The organism is Bdellovibrio sp. HCB209 (genome assembly GCF_047306065.1).
Classification (GTDB): Bacteria; Bdellovibrionota; Bdellovibrionia; order Bdellovibrionales; family Bdellovibrionaceae; genus Bdellovibrio.
The window spans coordinates 1-17,521 of the sequence record NZ_CP178618.1 but is presented as its reverse complement, the minus strand read 5'-3'; the positions used below and the strand labels follow the sequence as shown (position 1 = coordinate 17,521).

Annotated in this window: 16 protein-coding genes; 4 read left to right on the top strand and 12 right to left on the bottom strand. The window is 42.7% G+C overall.

Going from position 1 to position 17,521, the window contains the following annotated elements:
* The first annotated feature begins 11 nt into the window (after nt 1-11).
* Genes ACLVWP_RS00080 through ACLVWP_RS00065 form a run of 4 tightly spaced genes read left to right on the top strand, consistent with a single transcriptional unit; the run spans nt 12 to nt 4,286 of the window.
* Nucleotides 12-980, top strand: a complete 969-nt coding sequence (locus tag ACLVWP_RS00080; RefSeq protein WP_413559218.1) for a peptidyl-prolyl cis-trans isomerase — start codon at nt 12-14, stop codon at nt 978-980.
* Nucleotides 973-1,917, top strand: coding sequence for a peptidylprolyl isomerase (locus ACLVWP_RS00075; protein ID WP_413559217.1), 945 nt, complete (start codon nt 973-975; stop codon nt 1,915-1,917). Before ACLVWP_RS00080 ends, ACLVWP_RS00075 begins: the two co-directional genes overlap by 8 nt.
* Nucleotides 1,910-2,866, top strand: coding sequence for a 4-hydroxythreonine-4-phosphate dehydrogenase PdxA (locus tag ACLVWP_RS00070; protein WP_413559216.1), 957 nt, complete (start codon nt 1,910-1,912; stop codon nt 2,864-2,866). Before ACLVWP_RS00075 ends, ACLVWP_RS00070 begins: the two co-directional genes overlap by 8 nt.
* 52 nt (nt 2,867-2,918) lie before the next feature.
* Nucleotides 2,919-4,286, top strand: a complete 1,368-nt coding sequence (locus tag ACLVWP_RS00065) for a phosphomannomutase/phosphoglucomutase (RefSeq protein ID WP_413559215.1) — start codon at nt 2,919-2,921, stop codon at nt 4,284-4,286.
* Between the two features lie 131 nt (nt 4,287-4,417).
* On the opposite strand, the gene ACLVWP_RS00060 is transcribed toward ACLVWP_RS00065, so the two are convergent.
* The 12 genes from ACLVWP_RS00060 to dnaA all read right to left on the bottom strand — a co-directional run bounded on the left by ACLVWP_RS00060 (nt 4,418) and on the right by dnaA (nt 17,521).
* A complete protein-coding gene (locus ACLVWP_RS00060; RefSeq protein ID WP_413559214.1) occupies nt 4,418-5,428 on the bottom strand; it encodes a MerR family transcriptional regulator in 1,011 nt (336 codons plus the stop codon).
* Between the two features lie 62 nt (nt 5,429-5,490).
* Entirely contained in the window at nt 5,491-5,994 is a 504-nt protein-coding gene (locus ACLVWP_RS00055; RefSeq protein ID WP_413559213.1) for a cupin domain-containing protein, read from the bottom strand.
* Between the two features lie 191 nt (nt 5,995-6,185).
* Entirely contained in the window at nt 6,186-6,491 is a 306-nt protein-coding gene (locus ACLVWP_RS00050) for an ATP synthase F0 subunit C (RefSeq protein WP_413559212.1), read from the bottom strand.
* 37 nt (nt 6,492-6,528) lie between these two features.
* A complete protein-coding gene (gene atpB / locus ACLVWP_RS00045) occupies nt 6,529-7,236 on the bottom strand; it encodes a F0F1 ATP synthase subunit A (protein WP_413559211.1) in 708 nt (235 codons plus the stop codon).
* On the bottom strand, nt 7,208-7,582 hold the full coding sequence (locus tag ACLVWP_RS00040) for a hypothetical protein (protein ID WP_413559210.1): 375 nt from the start codon (nt 7,580-7,582) through the stop codon (nt 7,208-7,210). Before ACLVWP_RS00040 ends, atpB begins: the two co-directional genes overlap by 29 nt.
* The gene (locus tag ACLVWP_RS00035; protein WP_088616022.1) at nt 7,583-7,807 is read right to left on the bottom strand and encodes an AtpZ/AtpI family protein; all 225 of its coding nucleotides are present in this window, start codon (nt 7,805-7,807) and stop codon (nt 7,583-7,585) included.
* Entirely contained in the window at nt 7,807-8,604 is a 798-nt protein-coding gene (locus ACLVWP_RS00030) for a tetratricopeptide repeat protein (RefSeq protein ID WP_413559209.1), read from the bottom strand. Before ACLVWP_RS00030 ends, ACLVWP_RS00035 begins: the two co-directional genes overlap by 1 nt.
* Nucleotide 8,605: 1 nt before the next feature.
* Nucleotides 8,606-11,095: a DNA gyrase subunit A gene (gene gyrA, locus ACLVWP_RS00025; RefSeq protein ID WP_413559208.1), complete on the bottom strand. Its 2,490-nt coding sequence runs from the start codon at nt 11,093-11,095 to the stop codon at nt 8,606-8,608.
* 22 nt (nt 11,096-11,117) lie between these two features.
* Nucleotides 11,118-13,547, bottom strand: a complete 2,430-nt coding sequence (gyrB, locus tag ACLVWP_RS00020) for a DNA topoisomerase (ATP-hydrolyzing) subunit B (RefSeq protein ID WP_413559207.1) — start codon at nt 13,545-13,547, stop codon at nt 11,118-11,120.
* Between the two features lie 89 nt (nt 13,548-13,636).
* On the bottom strand, nt 13,637-14,761 hold the full coding sequence (gene recF / locus ACLVWP_RS00015; RefSeq protein WP_413559206.1) for a DNA replication/repair protein RecF: 1,125 nt from the start codon (nt 14,759-14,761) through the stop codon (nt 13,637-13,639).
* On the bottom strand, nt 14,761-15,867 hold the full coding sequence (gene dnaN / locus ACLVWP_RS00010; protein ID WP_413559205.1) for a DNA polymerase III subunit beta: 1,107 nt from the start codon (nt 15,865-15,867) through the stop codon (nt 14,761-14,763). The genes recF and dnaN overlap by 1 nt, the downstream gene beginning before the upstream one ends.
* A gap of 235 nt (nt 15,868-16,102) precedes the next feature.
* Nucleotides 16,103-17,521 (bottom strand): chromosomal replication initiator protein DnaA, encoded by a 1,419-nt coding sequence (gene dnaA, locus ACLVWP_RS00005; protein WP_413559204.1) that lies wholly within the window; start codon nt 17,519-17,521, stop codon nt 16,103-16,105.

The window sequence follows — 17,521 nt, the reverse complement described above, 5'->3', positions numbered from 1 at the left end:
GGAACACTTAAATGAAATTCCTAAAGAGCCCCGCCAAAACGGGGCTTTTTATTTTAACAAGCATGCTGTTGGCGGGATGTCCATCCAAGCACCAGAAACTTTCAAAACAACCTGTTGAGAAAGTAAACGAACACGTCCTGACAGCAAAAGAATTTGCAAATCAACTGGCTCGTAAGCTTAAAAACTTCGATGCACTTGCCGCAAAAGATCCCAACAACGTTCAGCGAATTAAAGAAGAAATCCTTCGTGATTTCTTGGTGAAAAGTCTGACGCTTGATTGGGCACGCGCACAAAGTATCGTGGTAGCTGAAAACACTCTGGATAAAGAAGTGGATAAACTCCGAGCAAACTATCCAGATGACCTTTCTTTCCGTCGTGCCTTAGCTCAAGAAAATCTATCCTTCGCTGAATGGCGTGAAGAACTTCGCTATAGCTTGATTGAGCGCGAGGTTTTCAAAAAGATTAATGAAAAAGCTAAGCCCATCGCTGAAGAAGAAGTTAAACGCTACTACGAAGACCACAAGGATATGTATAAACGCAAAGAGCGTATCTTTATCCGCCAAATCGTAGTCGACGAAGAGGCTAAGGCTGACGCAATTAAAACCGACCTAAAAACGAAGGATTTTGCGGAACTTGCCAAGAAATTCTCGATCACTCCTGAAGCAAAACAGGGTGGAGCCATCGGTTGGATTGAAAAAGGCACTGTGGATTACTTTGATAAGCTTTTTGTGAACTCTGCTGGCACGCAAATGATCAAAAGTCCGTTCGGAATTCATCTAATCCGCGTTGAAAAGAAGGCCCCAGCTTCTACTTTGACCCTCGAAGAGGTTCGTCCTCAGATTACGCGCGCGCTTAAAGCTCAACGCGAGCAGGCGGAATACGTGGCGTGGCTTGATGCTCAGCTCAGAAGTAGTAAAGTCCTAAAGGACTACGAGTTGATGAATTCCATCAGCGTAGATACCCGAGGGAATAATGATTAGTTTGCTTGTTTCTTTATTTTTGGCAGCTCCAGTAAAAGCAGAAGTGGTTGAAAAAACCATCGCTGTTGTGAACAACGAAATCATCTTGGAATCTGATCTGAAAGAACTTCAGAACCGCATTTCAAAACCAGGAATGGTCGATGATTCTTTGTTGGATGGGAAAAATGCTGAATCTTTAAAGAAAGATCGCAAAGCACAGATGGATTATTTGATTAATGAAAAAATCATTTCATCTGAAATCAAACGTTTGAATTTGACGATCACCAACGAACGCGTTGAACAAGAATTCAAAGATATGGCGAAAAAGAATGGCGTAAGTGAGGCTGAACTTATCAGCGTCCTTAAAGGCCAAGGTATCAACATCGCTGATTACAAAATCTTTTTGAAAGAGCGTATCGAAAAGCAAAGCTTGATGGATTCCGAGATCATTTCAAAACTTCGTATCTCTGATGAAGACGCTTTGAATGAGTATTTGAAATCAAATCCAAACAACAAGCCTTCGATCGATGAGTTCTCTGTATCTCATATCTTCTTTAGCCCTAAAAAAGGTGGCGGTGAAGCTGCTTACAAACGTGCAGAGGCGGCTCTTTCAAGATTGCGCTCTGGTGAAAACTTTGAAACTTTGGCGCAACAACTAAGTGAAGACCCGAATTTCTCTGCGGGTGGTGCTCTTGGTACTTTCAAATCTGGCGATTTTATCCCTGAGATCGAAGAAGCGATTAGCAATCTTAAAGTCGGCGAAACTACTGGGATCGTTAAATCTCGTCTGGGTTTCCACATCGTAAAATTGACGACGAAAAAACTTACGCCAGATCCTAAGTTCGAAAAGCAAAAAGAACGTATCAAAGCTCAAATCCTTGAAGGCAGCTTTAAACGTCAGCTTCGCGTATGGTTGCAAAATAAACGCGATGACTCTTTCGTAAGAATCAATGAGTAACAAAAGAATCGCACTTACCACTGGGGACGATGACGGCATTGGCTTTGAAGTAACAGCCAAAGCTTTGCATAAGATCGGCCCTCAGAAAGGTGTGCAATTCTTTTTGTGGAGGAATGATAATGCCTCTGCAAAGTACCTAAAACTAATCGATCAAAAATTCACACGTATCACTGTCGATGATCTTGATGAGGGCCTTAAAATTGAAGGTCCATATCTAGTAGATATTTGTTCAGATCTTTCTCCAGCACATTGGGTTGAAATCAGCGCCAAAGCTTGCATGAAAAAGAATTTGGATGGAATGGCGACAGCTCCTCTTTCTAAAACTTTGATTAAAGATTCCGGTTTTAAAGATTTGGGCCACACCGATATTCTAAAACGTGTTTCCAAAACCAAAACTGCACATATGGGCTTTGCGGGCAGCGAATTTAATGTCGTTCTTGCCACAGGACATCTTCCGGTTTCTCAAATTACGAAACACATTAGCTTCAGCACGGTTGCTGAGGGTTTATTAAGCGCCGATTTGCTTCGTCGTGCTTTGCCGAAAGCACAACAATCAAAACCCATCGGGGTCTTAGGATTAAATCCTCACGCAGGTGAAGAGGGGATGATTGGTAAGGAAGAACAGATGGTTTTCCCGAATCTCATTTCCTTTGCAAAAGAGAAAAAGATTCCGGTTACAGGTCCGCTCGTTCCAGACGCTGCTTTCTTTAAAGAAAACTGGAAGAAATTCTCAGTTTATTTGTGTTTGTATCACGATCAGGGCCTTATCCCGTTTAAAATGGTGCACGGACAAGACAGTGGCGTGCATATTACGCTGGGAATCCCATTCATCAGAACCAGTGTTGATCACGGCACCGCTAAAGATATTTTTGGCAAAAATAAGGCAAATCCGAACTCGATGATTGATGCTATTCGCTGGGCTATTAATTTGACTCGACAGCAGGCGTAGTTAGTATTAATTCTAATCATTTCCAATACCTAGTGTTGAAAAGAGGAATTCTATGTATCAACCGGTGATTTTCAGAGAATACGATATTCGCGGCGTTTACAACGGTCAGTTTGATGACAATTTCGCTTATCTATTGGCGCGCGCTTATGTGGTTTATCTAAAGCAAAATAAAAACATTTCGAACCCAACGGTTACTATCGGCCACGATGCTCGTGTAAGCTCTCCAGCGATCGTTAAAAGCATGGAAAAAGGTTTTGTCGAGTCAGGTGCTAAAGTCATTCACTTGGGCCTTGTAACGACTCCTGTGTGCTATTTCTCGACTTTCACAATGAAAGTGGATGGCGCAGTTCAAGTAACTGGTTCTCACAACCCTCCAGAATTCAACGGTTTCAAAATCTCTGTTGGTAAAGGCACAATCTTTGGCGAAGAAATCCAAAAACTTCGTTTGATCATCGAAAAGGGCGAATACATCGATGGCAAAGGTTCTGTGGAATCTTTCGACATCCGTCCAAGCTACTACGAACACTACAAAAAAGAATTCGGTCAGTTGAAGGACATTAAAGTTGTTTTGGATTGCGGTAACGGCGCTGGCGGTTCTGTTGTTCGCGGCTTATTCGAAGCGTGCGGTTTGAAACCGACAATCATGTTCGAAGAACCAGATGGTCGTTTCCCAAATCATCATCCAGATCCAACTGTTGAAGAAAACTTGGTTGATCTTGCTGCCCAAGTTAAAAAAGAAGGCGCTATCTGCGGTATCGGTTTCGATGGCGACGCAGATCGTATCGGCGTTGTAGATCACACAGGTAAAATGATTTACGGTGATGAGCTTATGACAATCATCGCACGCGATATTCTTTCTACGCAAAAAGGTGCAAAGATCATCGGCGACGTTAAGTGCTCTGATCGCATGTACCATGATATCGCAAAACACGGTGGCCAACCGATCATGTGGAAAACAGGTCACTCTTTGGTGAAAGAGAAAATCAAAGTTGAAAAAGCACCATTCGGCGGCGAGATGTCTGGTCACATCTTCTTTGCTGATCGCAACTACGGTTACGACGACGCTCCTTACGCAGGTCTTCGCCTGGTAGAGATCTTGGCGAAAACTGGTAAGAACGTTCAGCAATTGCTAGAAGGTTTGCCACCAGCATTCAACACTCCAGAAATTCGCATCGACACAACTGAAGAAAAAAAGGTTTTGATCGTTGAGAAAATGAAAGAGGCTTTCAAAGGCGGCCCAGGAACAGACTACAAGGTAGATCTAACTGACGGCATCCGTTTAAGCTTCGAAGACGGTTGGGCATTGTGCCGCTCTTCAAACACGCAACCAGTTCTGGTTGTACGTTATGAGGCAACAACAGCTGAAGGCATGAAGCGCATCCAAGACCGCGTTGAAGCCGTGGTAAATAAGTACCTTTAAAAGGTACGTCCTTACCTACATCAACTGCGGACGACCGCACCTCCGCTCCGGAGGTAACTTTACGTAAATAAAAAGGGCTGGTGAGAACACCGGCCCTTTTCTTTATCACCCAGGATGGATGTGAATATTTCCTACAGCAAATCCACCTGATCTGTTTGCAGGTGTTCCTTCTTAAAACCAGAATCCATCACGGCAACCAAAGAAGAAACAATTGCCATCTCCTCTTCAATTCCCATGATATTCTTAAGCTTCAATTTTAGATCTACTCTTGGAGAAACCAGATTGAAGGCGAACAAATCAATCTCATCGCCATCACTAAATGCTCCACCAATTCTTCGGATTTGATCTTTAAGCCCCTCGTTTTTAGAGACGTAAAAAGTTCGGCCTTCTCGTGGTCTCTCACACGCCGCTAAGTCCACAGATGCGCGATCGTCAGCATTAAACACAGTGCTCATATGAAGACCCGCATCGCTATAAAGGCGCAAATAACGATCTTTAACTTCCTGGGAAGAAGTACTAAGACTTTTAATAACAACCACCTCAGGGTGGATCTTATCAATTCCATGGTCTTCCAACTGAGCTTCGTTCACCAAAAGGATATAAGGTTTTTTCTCCGGAAGAACTAACTCAGAACTCCATTGGTAAATTGGAATTTCAACCGAAGCATTTTTGAAATACTTCTGAATGCATTTTGCAGTCTGATCTAGAATTCCGAAACCAGTAACGACGATAGATACTTGCCCATAACTTCTCAAAATAGCTCTCCTTTGCTTGGCCTTAAGTGGCTCATTTCCTTTTTTCAAGGAGGAGAGGATATTCGTAATCTGCTGCCGTTGCTGATTGAGTAATTCTGACTGTTCGGAAATGGCCTCTAATCGAATCGTCATCGCTTCAGTCATTTTCTGCACATTCAAAGACTGATTTGTCTCAAGCAAAGATTTTATCTCTACCAAAGAAAACCCCAGATCTTTGAACTCTTTCAGGCGATGGGCAATTTCCAATTGAGATTCACCATAGTAGCGATAGCCATTTTCACCACGAACGTGAGACTTCAGCAAACCCATGTCTTCATAAAGACGAAGGGCTTTCGCAGAAACGCCAATCTCTTTTGCAAATTGTCCGATGGTGAGCCAGTTCTTCATCCTAACCTCAATTTATTTATCGAGGTTGTCCCAAGGGCAAGGTAAATAGGAAAATTAATTTTTTATTCTTCGTCTAAGTAATAGTCCACGTTCGGTTGGTCTTTAAACATCTTGTGTAGCTTCGCGGCTTTTAATCCCGCATGCATGTTAGCTCCGCCAGCGATCGCAATTTTTTTGGAATCAGGATAAACCATAATGTCTGTTTGGTTCGCAGTTGAAACTCCCAAATATACAAGTGGCTCAAATCCATTATTGAAAAGGGAGTGGGAGTAATCCTCTCCACGCGGAAAACTTACGAAGTCTCCCGCCCTTACAGCGACGGTCTCGTTTCCAATACGACATTGGCCAGAACCAGAAATTATAAAGAATGATTCTTCATTTCCATAGTGCGCGTGATGCGGAAATGCCTGTTTACCAGGAGGGACTTCATACCAACTACAGCCGATCTCTTGAGATCCAGATAAAGCTCCTAAACGTTTGCGCTTATTTGCAAACTTATTTCCATGACTGCTTTCGACAGCATCGACCTCATCAATATTTACGACTTGCGAATGGCGCTTTCCCATAGAACCTCCGACCTAAATATTCTGGAGCTATTCTGTTTGGTTTTCAAAAAGGAAGAGGGTAGCTGGACTAGATATAGTTCGTATACAAGGTAAGGACGTACCTTTTCGGGAATAAAAAAAGGCCGGGATGAACCCAGCCTTTTTAAAATCATTTCTGATCTTTTTAATTCTGCTGCTTTGGCAGCGAGGAATTAAGAAAGTTTCAAAGCGATGATCAACGCGTAGATAACTAGAGACTCGATAAGAGCTAGACCCAAGATCATTGGGATCAAAAGCTTACCAGAAGCCGCTGGGTTACGAGCGATACCATCAAGTGCTGTAGCAGCAGTTTTACCTTGAGCCATAGCGCCACCGAATACCGCTACTGCGATAGTCAATGCAGCTGCGATAGCAACCATACCACGGTCAGAAGTTGTAGCAGCAGTTGCTACTGCTTCTTGTGCGAATGCTGGAGCTGCTGCGAACATTGCTACTAGAGCAACCATCAATTTTTTCATGTGTATCTCCTTTAGAGAACGGTTAAATATTTGCCTCTTAGTGGTCGTGTGCAATCGCGAATGCTACGTAAACCATTGAAAGCAAAGTAAATACAAAAGCCTGAACAAAGCATACGAACAATCCCATTACATAGAATGGAATTGGTACGCCGATTGGTACTAGATCCAAGAATACAGATAGTACCGTGTGGTCACCCATCATTACGTTAGCAAGACGAAGACCTAAAGAGAATGGACGAACTAAGTGGGAAACGATTTCGATTACAAACATCAACGGAGCTAAGAAAAGAACTGGGCCCATGAAGTGCTTAAGGTAAGCAACAGGTCCGTTTTCTTTTACACCTTGGAAGTTATAGAACAAGAACATCAAGATACCGAAACCAAATGTCGTGTTGATGTTTTCAGTCGCAGGAGTCATGCCCGGAAGCATACCTACCAAGTTGTTGAATACGATAAAGAAGAATACTGAAGTAAAGAACGGAACATAGTGTTTGCCGTGTTCACCGATAACCATGTCAGCAAGTCCCGACATCATTTCAGTTAGCATCTCCATGATTCCACGAAGAGAGAATTTATCAGCTGGAAGAACCGCTGTTTCACCTTTACCCAAAGATGCACGCGCCATAAGGCCGATGCCGAAAGTTGCAACCGTTACGATCGCAAGAGTAGCAACGTGGTAATACTCAAGACCAACGCTTGGTACGAGCTGTGTCCAGTTAAACGGGTGGTGTGCTCCTGCCGCCATTTTCTTTTTCCTCTCTCAAAGCTTCACTGATCGCATAATAGATTGCTGAAACAATAAAGCTAGCAACACCCATCGCAAACGCTATTGATGAAAACCAATCGAGTTTTACGAGAGTGAAGATAATTATGCCTAAAATCGCGTACTTAAATACAATGAGGGAGATACCTAGGGCAACCAATTTTTTTCGGAAGACGAGCCCGTATCCCAAGCCCATCAAGGCAAAGCTAATTAAGATGGTTAGGGAGCCCCAAAGGTAAGAGTTTGCATGATTAGGTGCGGCAAAAAACAGGCAGGCAAAGTAGCCAATGACTGTTATTAGGACCTGAGAAATCAAAACTCTGTTCATTTATGGTTTCTTATTCGCGTTTTCTTTTTCTTCTTGGGCGTCCATGCGTTTTAAAAGCCAAATCACACGAACGAGCCAGCCCACCAGGGCTGCCAAACTCAAACCAACAAAGGCCATGCCCTTAGTTTGATACTTACTATCCAGAAGTTCACCCAAGTAAAAACACCCGATGATAAGACCGACAAGCTCGAAGCCGATGGATGCAAAAATTATATACTTTCTCATTACTTCCTAAAGCCTTTCGCACCCGGAGCATTTTTCATACGCTCTTGAAGGCGTTTAATACGAAGTTCGATATACTCTGGAGGGTTGTATTTGCCACGATAACTTTCAAGAACCTTGATCGCTTCCTTAAAATTATCGTTTTCCTCGTAACAGACCGCCAACGTCAAACCGACATTTTCTTGAACAGAACGCTGAGGGTATTTGTCGATGATACCCTTAAAGATATCGATTGCCTTCGTATACTCTTTTTTCGCAACCAGAATATTTCCTTTAAGCATTAACGCCTGAAAGCGGATGTTGTCGTCTGATTTCAAACGCAACAATGAATCGATCTCTGACTCTGCCTGAAAGAAGTTATTCATGTAGTAGTGACCACGAGCCACACTCATTTGATATTGAGAGGCTTCTAAGTCTGTGTGAGGCATCTGTTGAAGCTTACTAAACTCAACAATTGAAGCCTGGTAGTTCTGAAGATTATTGAAATAGATTTCTGCGATCTGTTTTTGCGAAGCTAAACGTTCCTTCTCATCGCCCGAATGCAAGACGATAAAGCGATGATAGGTAATCGTGCGGTCGTAGTCTTTTAAATCAAAGAACGCCACGCGAGCGGCCTCTCGGGCAGCCTCAAGTGGGTATTCTGATTTGTTATTTCTTAAGATGACTCGGTCGAAGTATTCCAGGGCAACCTTGTAATTACCCTGGGACACATTTTTTTGCGCAGTTTTATAATCGCCTTGCTCCTGAGTAGAGCAGGCGGTGAGGAGTAGGAATATTACAACCAGTACTCCTCTAATCATACTAGTGAGTTACGCCTTCAGGTGCAGTTGGAGCAGATGCTGTTTCGTCAGATTGGTCGTCTTCAACCACTGCCAAACCAGTTACTGTCTCTTCTTTTTCGTCGATGTTAATCAAACGAACACCTTGAGTGTTACGACCCAGAACCGAGATGTCCGTCATTTTCATACGGATAACTTGGCCTTTGTCAGTAGAAAGGATCAATTCGTGTTTCTCAGAAACTTTTTTAGTGCCGACAACGTTACCAACTTTGTCAGTCGTTTTCTGAGTGATGATACCTACACCACCACGAGATTGAACGCGGTATTCGCCCACTTCTGAACGTTTACCATAACCTTTCGAAGTCACCATCAAGATAGTGTCTGGAGTGTTCTTTTCAAGAACTTCCATTGCTACCACAACGTCTTCTTTCGCAAGAGTGATTGCTTTCACACCGCGAGCTGTACGACCCATTCCACGCACGTCGTTTTCGTTGAAACGAATCGACATACCTTCTTTAGTCGCGATGAAGATGTCTGACTGACCGTCAGAGATCTTAACGTCGATGATCGCATCATCAAGATCTGTAGTAAGAGCGATAACACCCGCAGTTCTTGGGTTCGAGAATGAATCCAAAGATGTTTTCTTAATCACACCTTTTTCAGTCAACATCACAGCAAATTTGTTTTCGTCAAACTCGTTCACTGGCAAGATCGCGCGAACGCTTTCACCTGAAGCCAATTGAACAACGTTAGCCAAAGACTTACCTTTAGAAGTTCTGCTGCCTAGTGGAAGTTTATGAACTTTCACCCAGTACACTTTACCTTTGTCAGTGAAGACAAGAAGCATCGTTTTTGTCGAAGCAGAGAATAGATCTGTAACGTAGTCTTCTTCTTTCGTTTCCATGCCTTTCAAGCCTTTACCACCACGTTTTTGCACGCGGTACTCAGCTGTCGGCATACGCTTGATAAGACCTGTATTTGTGACAGTCACAACCATGTCTTCGTCAGCAATCAAATCTTCGTCTTCGATATCGTCTAGGCTGCCTTGCAATTGAGTGCGGCGAGGATCAGCGTAACGTTTCTTCATATCTTCAAGCTCACCAACGATGATTTTGTAGATTTCACGAACGTCAGCCAAAACGAATTTCAACCAGTCGATAGTTTTTTGAAGTTCAGCAAGTTCTTCGATGATTTTATCACGCTCTAAACCAGTCAAACGTTGCAAACGCATTTCTAAGATTGCAACCGCTTGGCGTTCAGAGAATTCGAATTTAGACATCAAAGCTTCACGAGCCGCATGCGCTTCTTTAGAAGCACGGATCGTTTTGATAACTTCTTCGATATGATCTAGGGCTTTTTTCAAACCTTCCAAGATGTGCGCGCGTTCTTGGGCTTTCTTAAGTTCGAAGATACAACGTTTCGTAACAACGTCACGACGGTGATCAACGAAAGCTTCAAGCATGCCTTTCAAATCGAACGTAACTGGTTGGTTTTTCGCATCAAGCGCAAGCATGATGATACCAACTGAAACTTGCATCTGAGTGAATTTGTACAAGCGATTCAAAATAACGGAAGCATTTTCGCCACGTTTTAGATTGATCACGATACGCATACCTTCACGAGAGGATTCGTCGCGGATATCGGAGATACCTTCGATAGCTTTGTCGCGAACTAGGTCAGCGATTGATTCGATCAACTTCGCTTTATTAACTTGGTATGGAATTTCCGTGATGATGATATCTTCACGGTCTTTGTTCGGAACGATCTCCGCAACTGCTTTTAGTGAAATGATACCGCGGCCTTTTTTATAAGCCTGCAAGATACCTTCACGACCTGCGATTACACCGGCAGACGGGAAGTCCGGTCCCTTAATGTGCACCATCAAGTCTTCAAGTTGGCAAGTAGGGTTGTTGATCAAGTGGATTGTACCATCGATCACTTCGCCCAAATTGTGTGGCGGAATATTTGTCGCCATACCAACTGCGATACCAGAAGAACCATTCACAAGAAGGTTCGGGAATTTCGCAGGAAGTACCAGAGGAATTTGCAAAGAGTCGTCGTAGTTCGGACCGAAGGCTACTGTTTCTTTTTCCAAATCATTCAGAAGCTCTTCTGCCATCGGAGTCATACGGATTTCCGTATAACGCATGGCTGCTGCACTATCACCGTCGATAGAACCGAAGTTACCTTGGCCATCTTCAAGCGGGTAGCGAAGAGAGAAATCTTGGGCCATACGAACCATTGTTTCGTAAACGGCGGAGTCACCATGCGGATGGTATTTACCGATTACGTCACCCACCACACGGGCAGATTTCAAGTAGGGTCTGTTATGACGGTTGTTCATTTCACTTTGAGCGAAAAGAACGCGGCGATGTACAGGTTTCAAACCATCGCGCACATCTGGAAGAGCACGGCCAACGATAACTGACATCGAGTATTGAAGGTATGCTCCACGCATTTCCTTACTGATATCGACTAACGTGACACCTTTTTCTTGATTACTATTTTCCATATTCATTCACCAATATTCAAAATTAAACGTCTAAGCTACGAGCAAGAAGAGCATTTTCGTGGATAAAGTTACGGCGAGGCTCAACCATCTCACCCATCAAGATTGAGAATGTTTCGTCGGCCGCAACAGCGTCTTCGATAGAAACTCTTAGAAGAGTTCTGTTTTCCTTGTTCAGTGTAGTTTCCCACAACTGCTCCGGATTCATCTCTCCCAATCCTTTGTAACGTTGGATGTAGATTCCTTTTTTCGTAGATTCCATAACGTGTTCATAGAAGTCGTTGTAGTTCTCGAATTGAACTTCGTTTTCGCCTTCGATGATTGTTAATGGCAATGTGCTAACGCCTTGGATTTGACCCCAGATTTTACGAAGCTCGATCATTTCTGAAGAGCGCAAGCTGTCCAAGCTGAACTTCGTTGTCATGCGGTCTGCATAACGAACAGTGTAGATATCTGCGTATGGTTTACCAGTAGCTTCGTCTTGTTTAACTTCTGCTTTGAATTCTGTGATACCAAGTTTTGGATCCGCATTCACCCAAGCAGTCATGTCGGCAAGAACAGATTTGATTTTACCTTCATCACCCAAAGTTTTTTCAAGATCAGCAACTTTGCTTAGCATGAAATACAAAACGTCTTTGTCGTATTTTTTCGATGAAACTTTGATCAAGCTGTTCAAACGTTGAATGTTCAAGATCAACTGACGAAGTTCAGACTCAGGCAAGTTTTCTTTGCCTTTGATTTTGAAGTTATTCAAACCTGAGCTCAAAAGATACTCAGTCAAAGCAGCTTCATTTTTCAAATATGTTTCTTCTTTACCTTTTTTCGCACGATACAACGGTGGTTGAGCGATGTAGATGTAACCGCGCTCAAGAACCAATGGCATTTGACGATAGAAGAATGTCAAAAGAAGAGTCATGATATGAGATCCGTCGACGTCGGCATCGGTCATGATAATGATTTTGTGATAACGGATTTTATCCACGTTCACGTTGTCTTTACCGATACCAGTACCAAGTGCAGAGATGATAACTTTAATCTCTTCTGAAGAGATGATTTTATCAAAACGTGCTTTTTCTACGTTTAGGATTTTACCTTTCAAAGGCAAGATCGCTTGTGTACGACGATCACGACCTTGCTTCGCGGAACCTCCCGCGGAGTCCCCTTCCACCAGGTATAGTTCGCAAAGTGCAGGGTCACGTTCTTGGCAGTCCGCCATTTTACCTGGCAATGAACCACCATCAAGAGCTGTCTTACGACGAGTTAGATCACGTGCCTTACGAGCAGCCTCACGAGCACGCGCTGATTCCACACATTTCATGATGACGTTTTTAGAAACAGAAGGATTGCGATCCATCCAGTCAGCCAATTTTTCATTCACCAAAGACTCGACGATACCTTTTACTTCGGCATTACCAAGTTTAGTTTTTGTCTGACCTTCAAATTGTGGTTCGCGAACTTTTACGGAAATAACTGCAGCCAAACCTTCGCGGATGTCTTCACCCTCAAGGTTTGTTTTCAAATCTTTCAAAAGATTTTTTTCAGTCGCATACGCATTTGTTGTACGAGTTAAAGCCGCACGGAAACCAACAAGGTGAGTACCACCTTCGTGAGTATTGATGTTATTGCAATATGTGAAAATAGATTCTGAGTAAGAATCATTCCACTGCATCGCGATTTCCACGTCGACGTTATCTCTTTCACCTTTGAAGTAAACTACTTCGTTGTGAAGAGATTTTTTAGATTGATTCATGTACTTAACGAACTCAGCAACACCTTCCGCATATTGGAAGTCTTGTTTTTTACCTGTGCGTTCGTCAGACAAAGAAATATGAAGACCCGCATTTAGGAATGCAAGTTCACGGAAACGATTTGCCAAAGTAGCAAAATCGTAAGTGATAGTTTCATCTTTGAAAATTTCACGATCTGGTTTGAAAGTAGTTTTCGTACCAGTTTTAGAAGAAGCTTCACCTTTTTCAACTGGAGCCATGATTTTACCACGCTCGTAGTTTTGTCTCCAGAAATGACCATCACGTTGAACTTCAACATTCACGCGAGTGGATAAGGCATTCACAACAGAAGCACCCACGCCATGTAGACCACCAGAAACTTTATAACCACCGCCATCGAATTTACCGCCGGCGTGAAGTACGGTCATAACAATTTCAAGAGCTGATTTACCAGTTTGTTTTTGAGTCGCTACTGGAATACCACGACCGTCGTCTTCAACTGTGATTGATTCGTCGGCGTTGATTGAAACTTTGATTGTTTTGCAATATCCCGCAAGATGTTCGTCTACCGAGTTATCCACAATCTCATACACAAGGTGATGGTAACCTTTGAACTGTGTATCACCGATATACATCCCGGGACGTTTACGAACTGCTTCGAGACCTTCAAGAACCTGAATTGAATCAGCCGAATAGGACGCTGGCTGCTGTTGTTCTTCTGTAGACACTGTAACCCCTCATTGCTTTGCATACTCATCGACGCTGTCGAGCAAGTCGCGTTCATACATTCACCGCGAGTTAAAAAACTCGAAGCTACTTACTCAAGGATTTGGCCATCCTTGATGCGCACGACGGAAAGCTGATCGAGGCTAAATGATTCGGGCAATGTGAAGTCTGTCGTCGTAACAAAAATTTGTGTGTTGATCTCGTGTAAGAACGTAATCAGCGCATCTCTTTTGGTTTTATCGAGCTCAGATAAGACATCGTCTAACATCAGCACAGGATAGGTTCCGTGAGCCTTCCTATGATACACAATTTGGGCCATTTTGAAAGAAAGAATGATGGCTCTTTGCTGCCCTTGGCTACAAAAAAATCTTGAGTCTTTTCCACCATATAGGAACACAATGTCGTGTTTGTGAGGCCCTACCAAACTGGTTCCAGATGAGAGCTCCGCATCATGCAATTCTCCAAGACGTTTTTCGAGCAACATTTGGACTTGTTCACGAGTGAAACTCACCGCGTTTTCATCGGAAACGAGGTATTCCACTGAAATATCCACAGCAGAATTGTTGGAAATGTATTGCATGGCATTATTAAAATCTTTGCCCAAACCTGCTAGTGCGGTGATGCGGGCGTACGTTAAATCCGTCGCTAAACGCACAAATTGCGGGTGTAGAGACTCTAAAAGGTCTTGGGTAGTGCTTCGGGTCGCCTCACCCTCCACAAAGTTCTTAAGCATCTTGTTGCGAGTTTTCAGTGCTTTACGATAATCGGCGATCAAATCCGTGTTCTTACGATCAAAGGTGATGAGCAAATCATCAACCAGTTGGCGACGGTGATCTGCACCTTCCTTGATCGATGCTAAACTTTCGGGACTGAAGACAACACTAGCAAAAATTTTACGAACATCGGCAGACGTCACACGTTTTTCATTCAACGTCAGAACTTTGCGACTTTTCGTTAAACCTAATTTCAATTTGTAGTGAAGATCGTTTTGAGTAATCAAAGCTTGAATAAGCGATTCTTGATTATTCGAATTTATCATTGTGGAGTTGTCTGAGTAGCGGAAGGAATCACCTTGAGAGATCATGTACATCGCTTCAAGGAGATTTGTTTTCCCCTGACCGTTGTCTCCGACGAAGACATTCACGCGAGGAGAAAACTTCAATACTACGTCTCGGTAGTTACGAAAATTAACAAGACGTAGTCGTTCAAAAATCATTAGATTCTCATAGGCATAACAACACAAGTGTAAGAAGTGTCGTTATGAGGTCTCATTAAACCTGGTGACAAGTGATCGTTCAATTCGAAATCGATCTTGTCGTGATTCATGCTAGTCAAAATGTCAGTGATGTATTTTGCATTGAAACCAATTTTGATTTCACCACCTGCATACTCAACTTCGATTTCTTCTTTCGCATCACCCAACTCAGGATTGTTCGAAGAAATTTCCATACGGCCGTTAGAAAGATTCAACAATACCGCTTTGGATTTTTGATTCGCCAAAAGAGAAACACGTTTTAGTGAAGTAAGGAAAGCTTCCTTGTTGATCATCACTTTTTGCGTCAGCTTCTGTGGAATAAACTGTTGATAATTCGGGTACTTTCCTTCGATCAAACGAATCATCAAGATTGTTGATGAATGTTTCAATACGAATTGTGAGCCTTCCACAGCGATTTCCACAGAACCATCGATGCCTTCCAAAATCTTTTTGATTTCATGAAGACCTTTACGAGGAATGATCACACCTTGAGTAGCAGAAACTTTTACGTCAGAAGAAGTTTTGCTAACCAAGCTCATACGGTGACCATCAGTCGCTACCATTTTGAAACCTGCTTGTGGATTCAATTCAAAGAATACACCGTTCAAGTGGTAACGAGTTTCATCGTTCGATACTGAGTAAATAGTTTTATCAATCATCTCTTTCAAAACTTGTGCATCAATTTTGATGAAAGCTTGAGAGTTGTAAGTAGGGAAGATCGGATATTCTTCAGCAGAGATACCAACAATTTTTGAAGTGTACTTACCTTGTTTGATTTCCAACCAGTTGTTCTCTTTTTTGATAAGAGTGATTGGACCTTCAGAAAGTTCTTTAGCAATTTCAAAAAGGCTTTTTGCTGAAACAGCTACTTTACCTGGTTGATGAACTGCAGCTTTGATTTGATCTGTAAGACTTACTTCCAAATCTGTTGCGAAAACTTTTAATAAATTTTGATCAGCCTCTAAAAGAACATTGATGAGAATTGGCATTGTGTTGCGCTTCTCAACGATATTTTGAGTTTTACCAATAAGGCTTAATAGATCTCTTTTATCAATTTCGATCTTCATAACAAATCCCTCTTAAATCACCCTTCTTATTATCTATTACTATTAATATAAATAACTAGTAGTAGTAGTAGGGGCGTGGAAAACCTAACAAATCCTCTAAGTGCGTGTAAACACTAAAAAACAGTTGTGGATAAAGCCTCTGCACAAGTTAGGCTGAAAGTTGCGAATTTTGGGGGTAACTCGGATCCACATTTCTTCCCCCAGATTCATCCACAACTCTTTCCACAGTCCACATTCACACACCTGTGATATTGTGGATTCTTGTCTCTAAATCCTCGATATCTTTCGCGATATCTTGATCGGTTGCCTGTAGAGATTTCACACGATCCAGCGCGTTCATCACTGTTGTGTGATCTTTTCCGCCGAAAGCTTTGCCGATATCTACCAAAGATTTATCCAAAAACTTCTTAATCAAATACATCGAGATTTGACGTGGAACGACAATTGGCTTGGCGCGTGTAGAGGATTTTAGGTCCAAAACTCGCACTTTAAAATGATCAGCAGTCATCTTCATAATCTCTTCAACAGAGATTGTAGATTGCGTTTCGTGGTGTGAAAGGATGCGCTTCACAAGCTCACCATCAATCGGCAAACCTTGAAGCTCAGAAAACATCTTAACTTTCTTAAGATTGCCTTCCAGCTCTCTGATAGAACGTTTAGAAATGCGTGCAATGTGATGAACAACATCTTCAGGCAGACGCATATTAAACTTTTCAGCTTTATATCTAAGGATCGCGATACGAGTTTCTAGATCAGGCATTGTGATATCTGCGATCAAACCACGTTCAAGACGGGTACGACTGCGGTCTTCAAGGCCATGGATATCCTTCGGCATACGATCACTCGCCAGGATAACCTGCTTACGCGTATCAATGAAACTATTCACCGTGTGGAAGAACTCTTCTTGAACAGCTTCACCGCGCGCGATGAACTGAACATCGTCCACTAATAGGATATCCGAGTTCTCGCGGTATTTTTGGCGGAACTTATCCATTTCATGGCGACGGATAGCTGAAATACACTCATTCATAAAGCGTTCAGCTGATAGGTAAGTAATTCTAAGGTGCGGGAATTGTTCGCGAATATGATTTCCAGCCGCATGCAAAAGATGCGTTTTACCCATCCCAACCGGTCCATATATATAGAGAGGGTTGTAATCGTCGGCGCCTGGGTTTCTGGCTACGTTGAAACTAGCTGCATGAGCAAATTCAGAATTCTTACCCACGACGAAGGTCGAAAAAGTCAGATCCACGTTTAATGTGTCGCTGGACCTAGGTTGAGTAGTCTGAATAGCCTGAGTACGTGCAAGTTGTGCTTGAAGAACCTCGGATCCCTGGTGGGATGGAGTCTCCTCAACAGTGTTCATAGTTTCAATGTGGGTATTTACTTTGGCCCCAGTAACATTAAACTCAACTTCAAATGGACGCTTGTAAGTATCTGAAATTTCTGTGTAAATCTTATCCTGAAGATTCTCGATAACGAAATACTGGTGGAGGGCGTTGGGTACTCCGAGTATCAATTTGGGACGCTCAAAGGAGCCTCCAGTACTGATATACTCAATAGGGTCTAGCCACGTATCTAATAACTTATTGTTATCATTACGACTTTTCATTTTTGTCTTAATCAATGTCCAGAAAGAAGCGTTTAACTCCAT

Coding starts and splice junctions, on each gene's coding strand:
- ACLVWP_RS00080 (WP_413559218.1), top strand. CDS start 12: ATGAAATTCCTAAAGAGCCCCGCCAAAACGGGGCTTTTTATTTTAACA.
- ACLVWP_RS00075 (WP_413559217.1), top strand. CDS start 973: ATGATTAGTTTGCTTGTTTCTTTATTTTTGGCAGCTCCAGTAAAAGCA.
- ACLVWP_RS00070 (WP_413559216.1), top strand. CDS start 1,910: ATGAGTAACAAAAGAATCGCACTTACCACTGGGGACGATGACGGCATT.
- ACLVWP_RS00065 (WP_413559215.1), top strand. CDS start 2,919: ATGTATCAACCGGTGATTTTCAGAGAATACGATATTCGCGGCGTTTAC.
- ACLVWP_RS00060 (WP_413559214.1), bottom strand. CDS start 5,428: ATGAAGAACTGGCTCACCATCGGACAATTTGCAAAAGAGATTGGCGTT.
- ACLVWP_RS00055 (WP_413559213.1), bottom strand. CDS start 5,994: ATGGGAAAGCGCCATTCGCAAGTCGTAAATATTGATGAGGTCGATGCT.
- ACLVWP_RS00050 (WP_413559212.1), bottom strand. CDS start 6,491: ATGAAAAAATTGATGGTTGCTCTAGTAGCAATGTTCGCAGCAGCTCCA.
- atpB (WP_413559211.1), bottom strand. CDS start 7,236: ATGGCGGCAGGAGCACACCACCCGTTTAACTGGACACAGCTCGTACCA.
- ACLVWP_RS00040 (WP_413559210.1), bottom strand. CDS start 7,582: ATGAACAGAGTTTTGATTTCTCAGGTCCTAATAACAGTCATTGGCTAC.
- ACLVWP_RS00035 (WP_088616022.1), bottom strand. CDS start 7,807: ATGAGAAAGTATATAATTTTTGCATCCATCGGCTTCGAGCTTGTCGGT.
- ACLVWP_RS00030 (WP_413559209.1), bottom strand. CDS start 8,604: ATGATTAGAGGAGTACTGGTTGTAATATTCCTACTCCTCACCGCCTGC.
- gyrA (WP_413559208.1), bottom strand. CDS start 11,095: ATGGAAAATAGTAATCAAGAAAAAGGTGTCACGTTAGTCGATATCAGT.
- recF (WP_413559206.1), bottom strand. CDS start 14,761: ATGATTTTTGAACGACTACGTCTTGTTAATTTTCGTAACTACCGAGAC.
- dnaN (WP_413559205.1), bottom strand. CDS start 15,867: ATGAAGATCGAAATTGATAAAAGAGATCTATTAAGCCTTATTGGTAAA.
- dnaA (WP_413559204.1), bottom strand. CDS start 17,521: ATGGAGTTAAACGCTTCTTTCTGGACATTGATTAAGACAAAAATGAAA.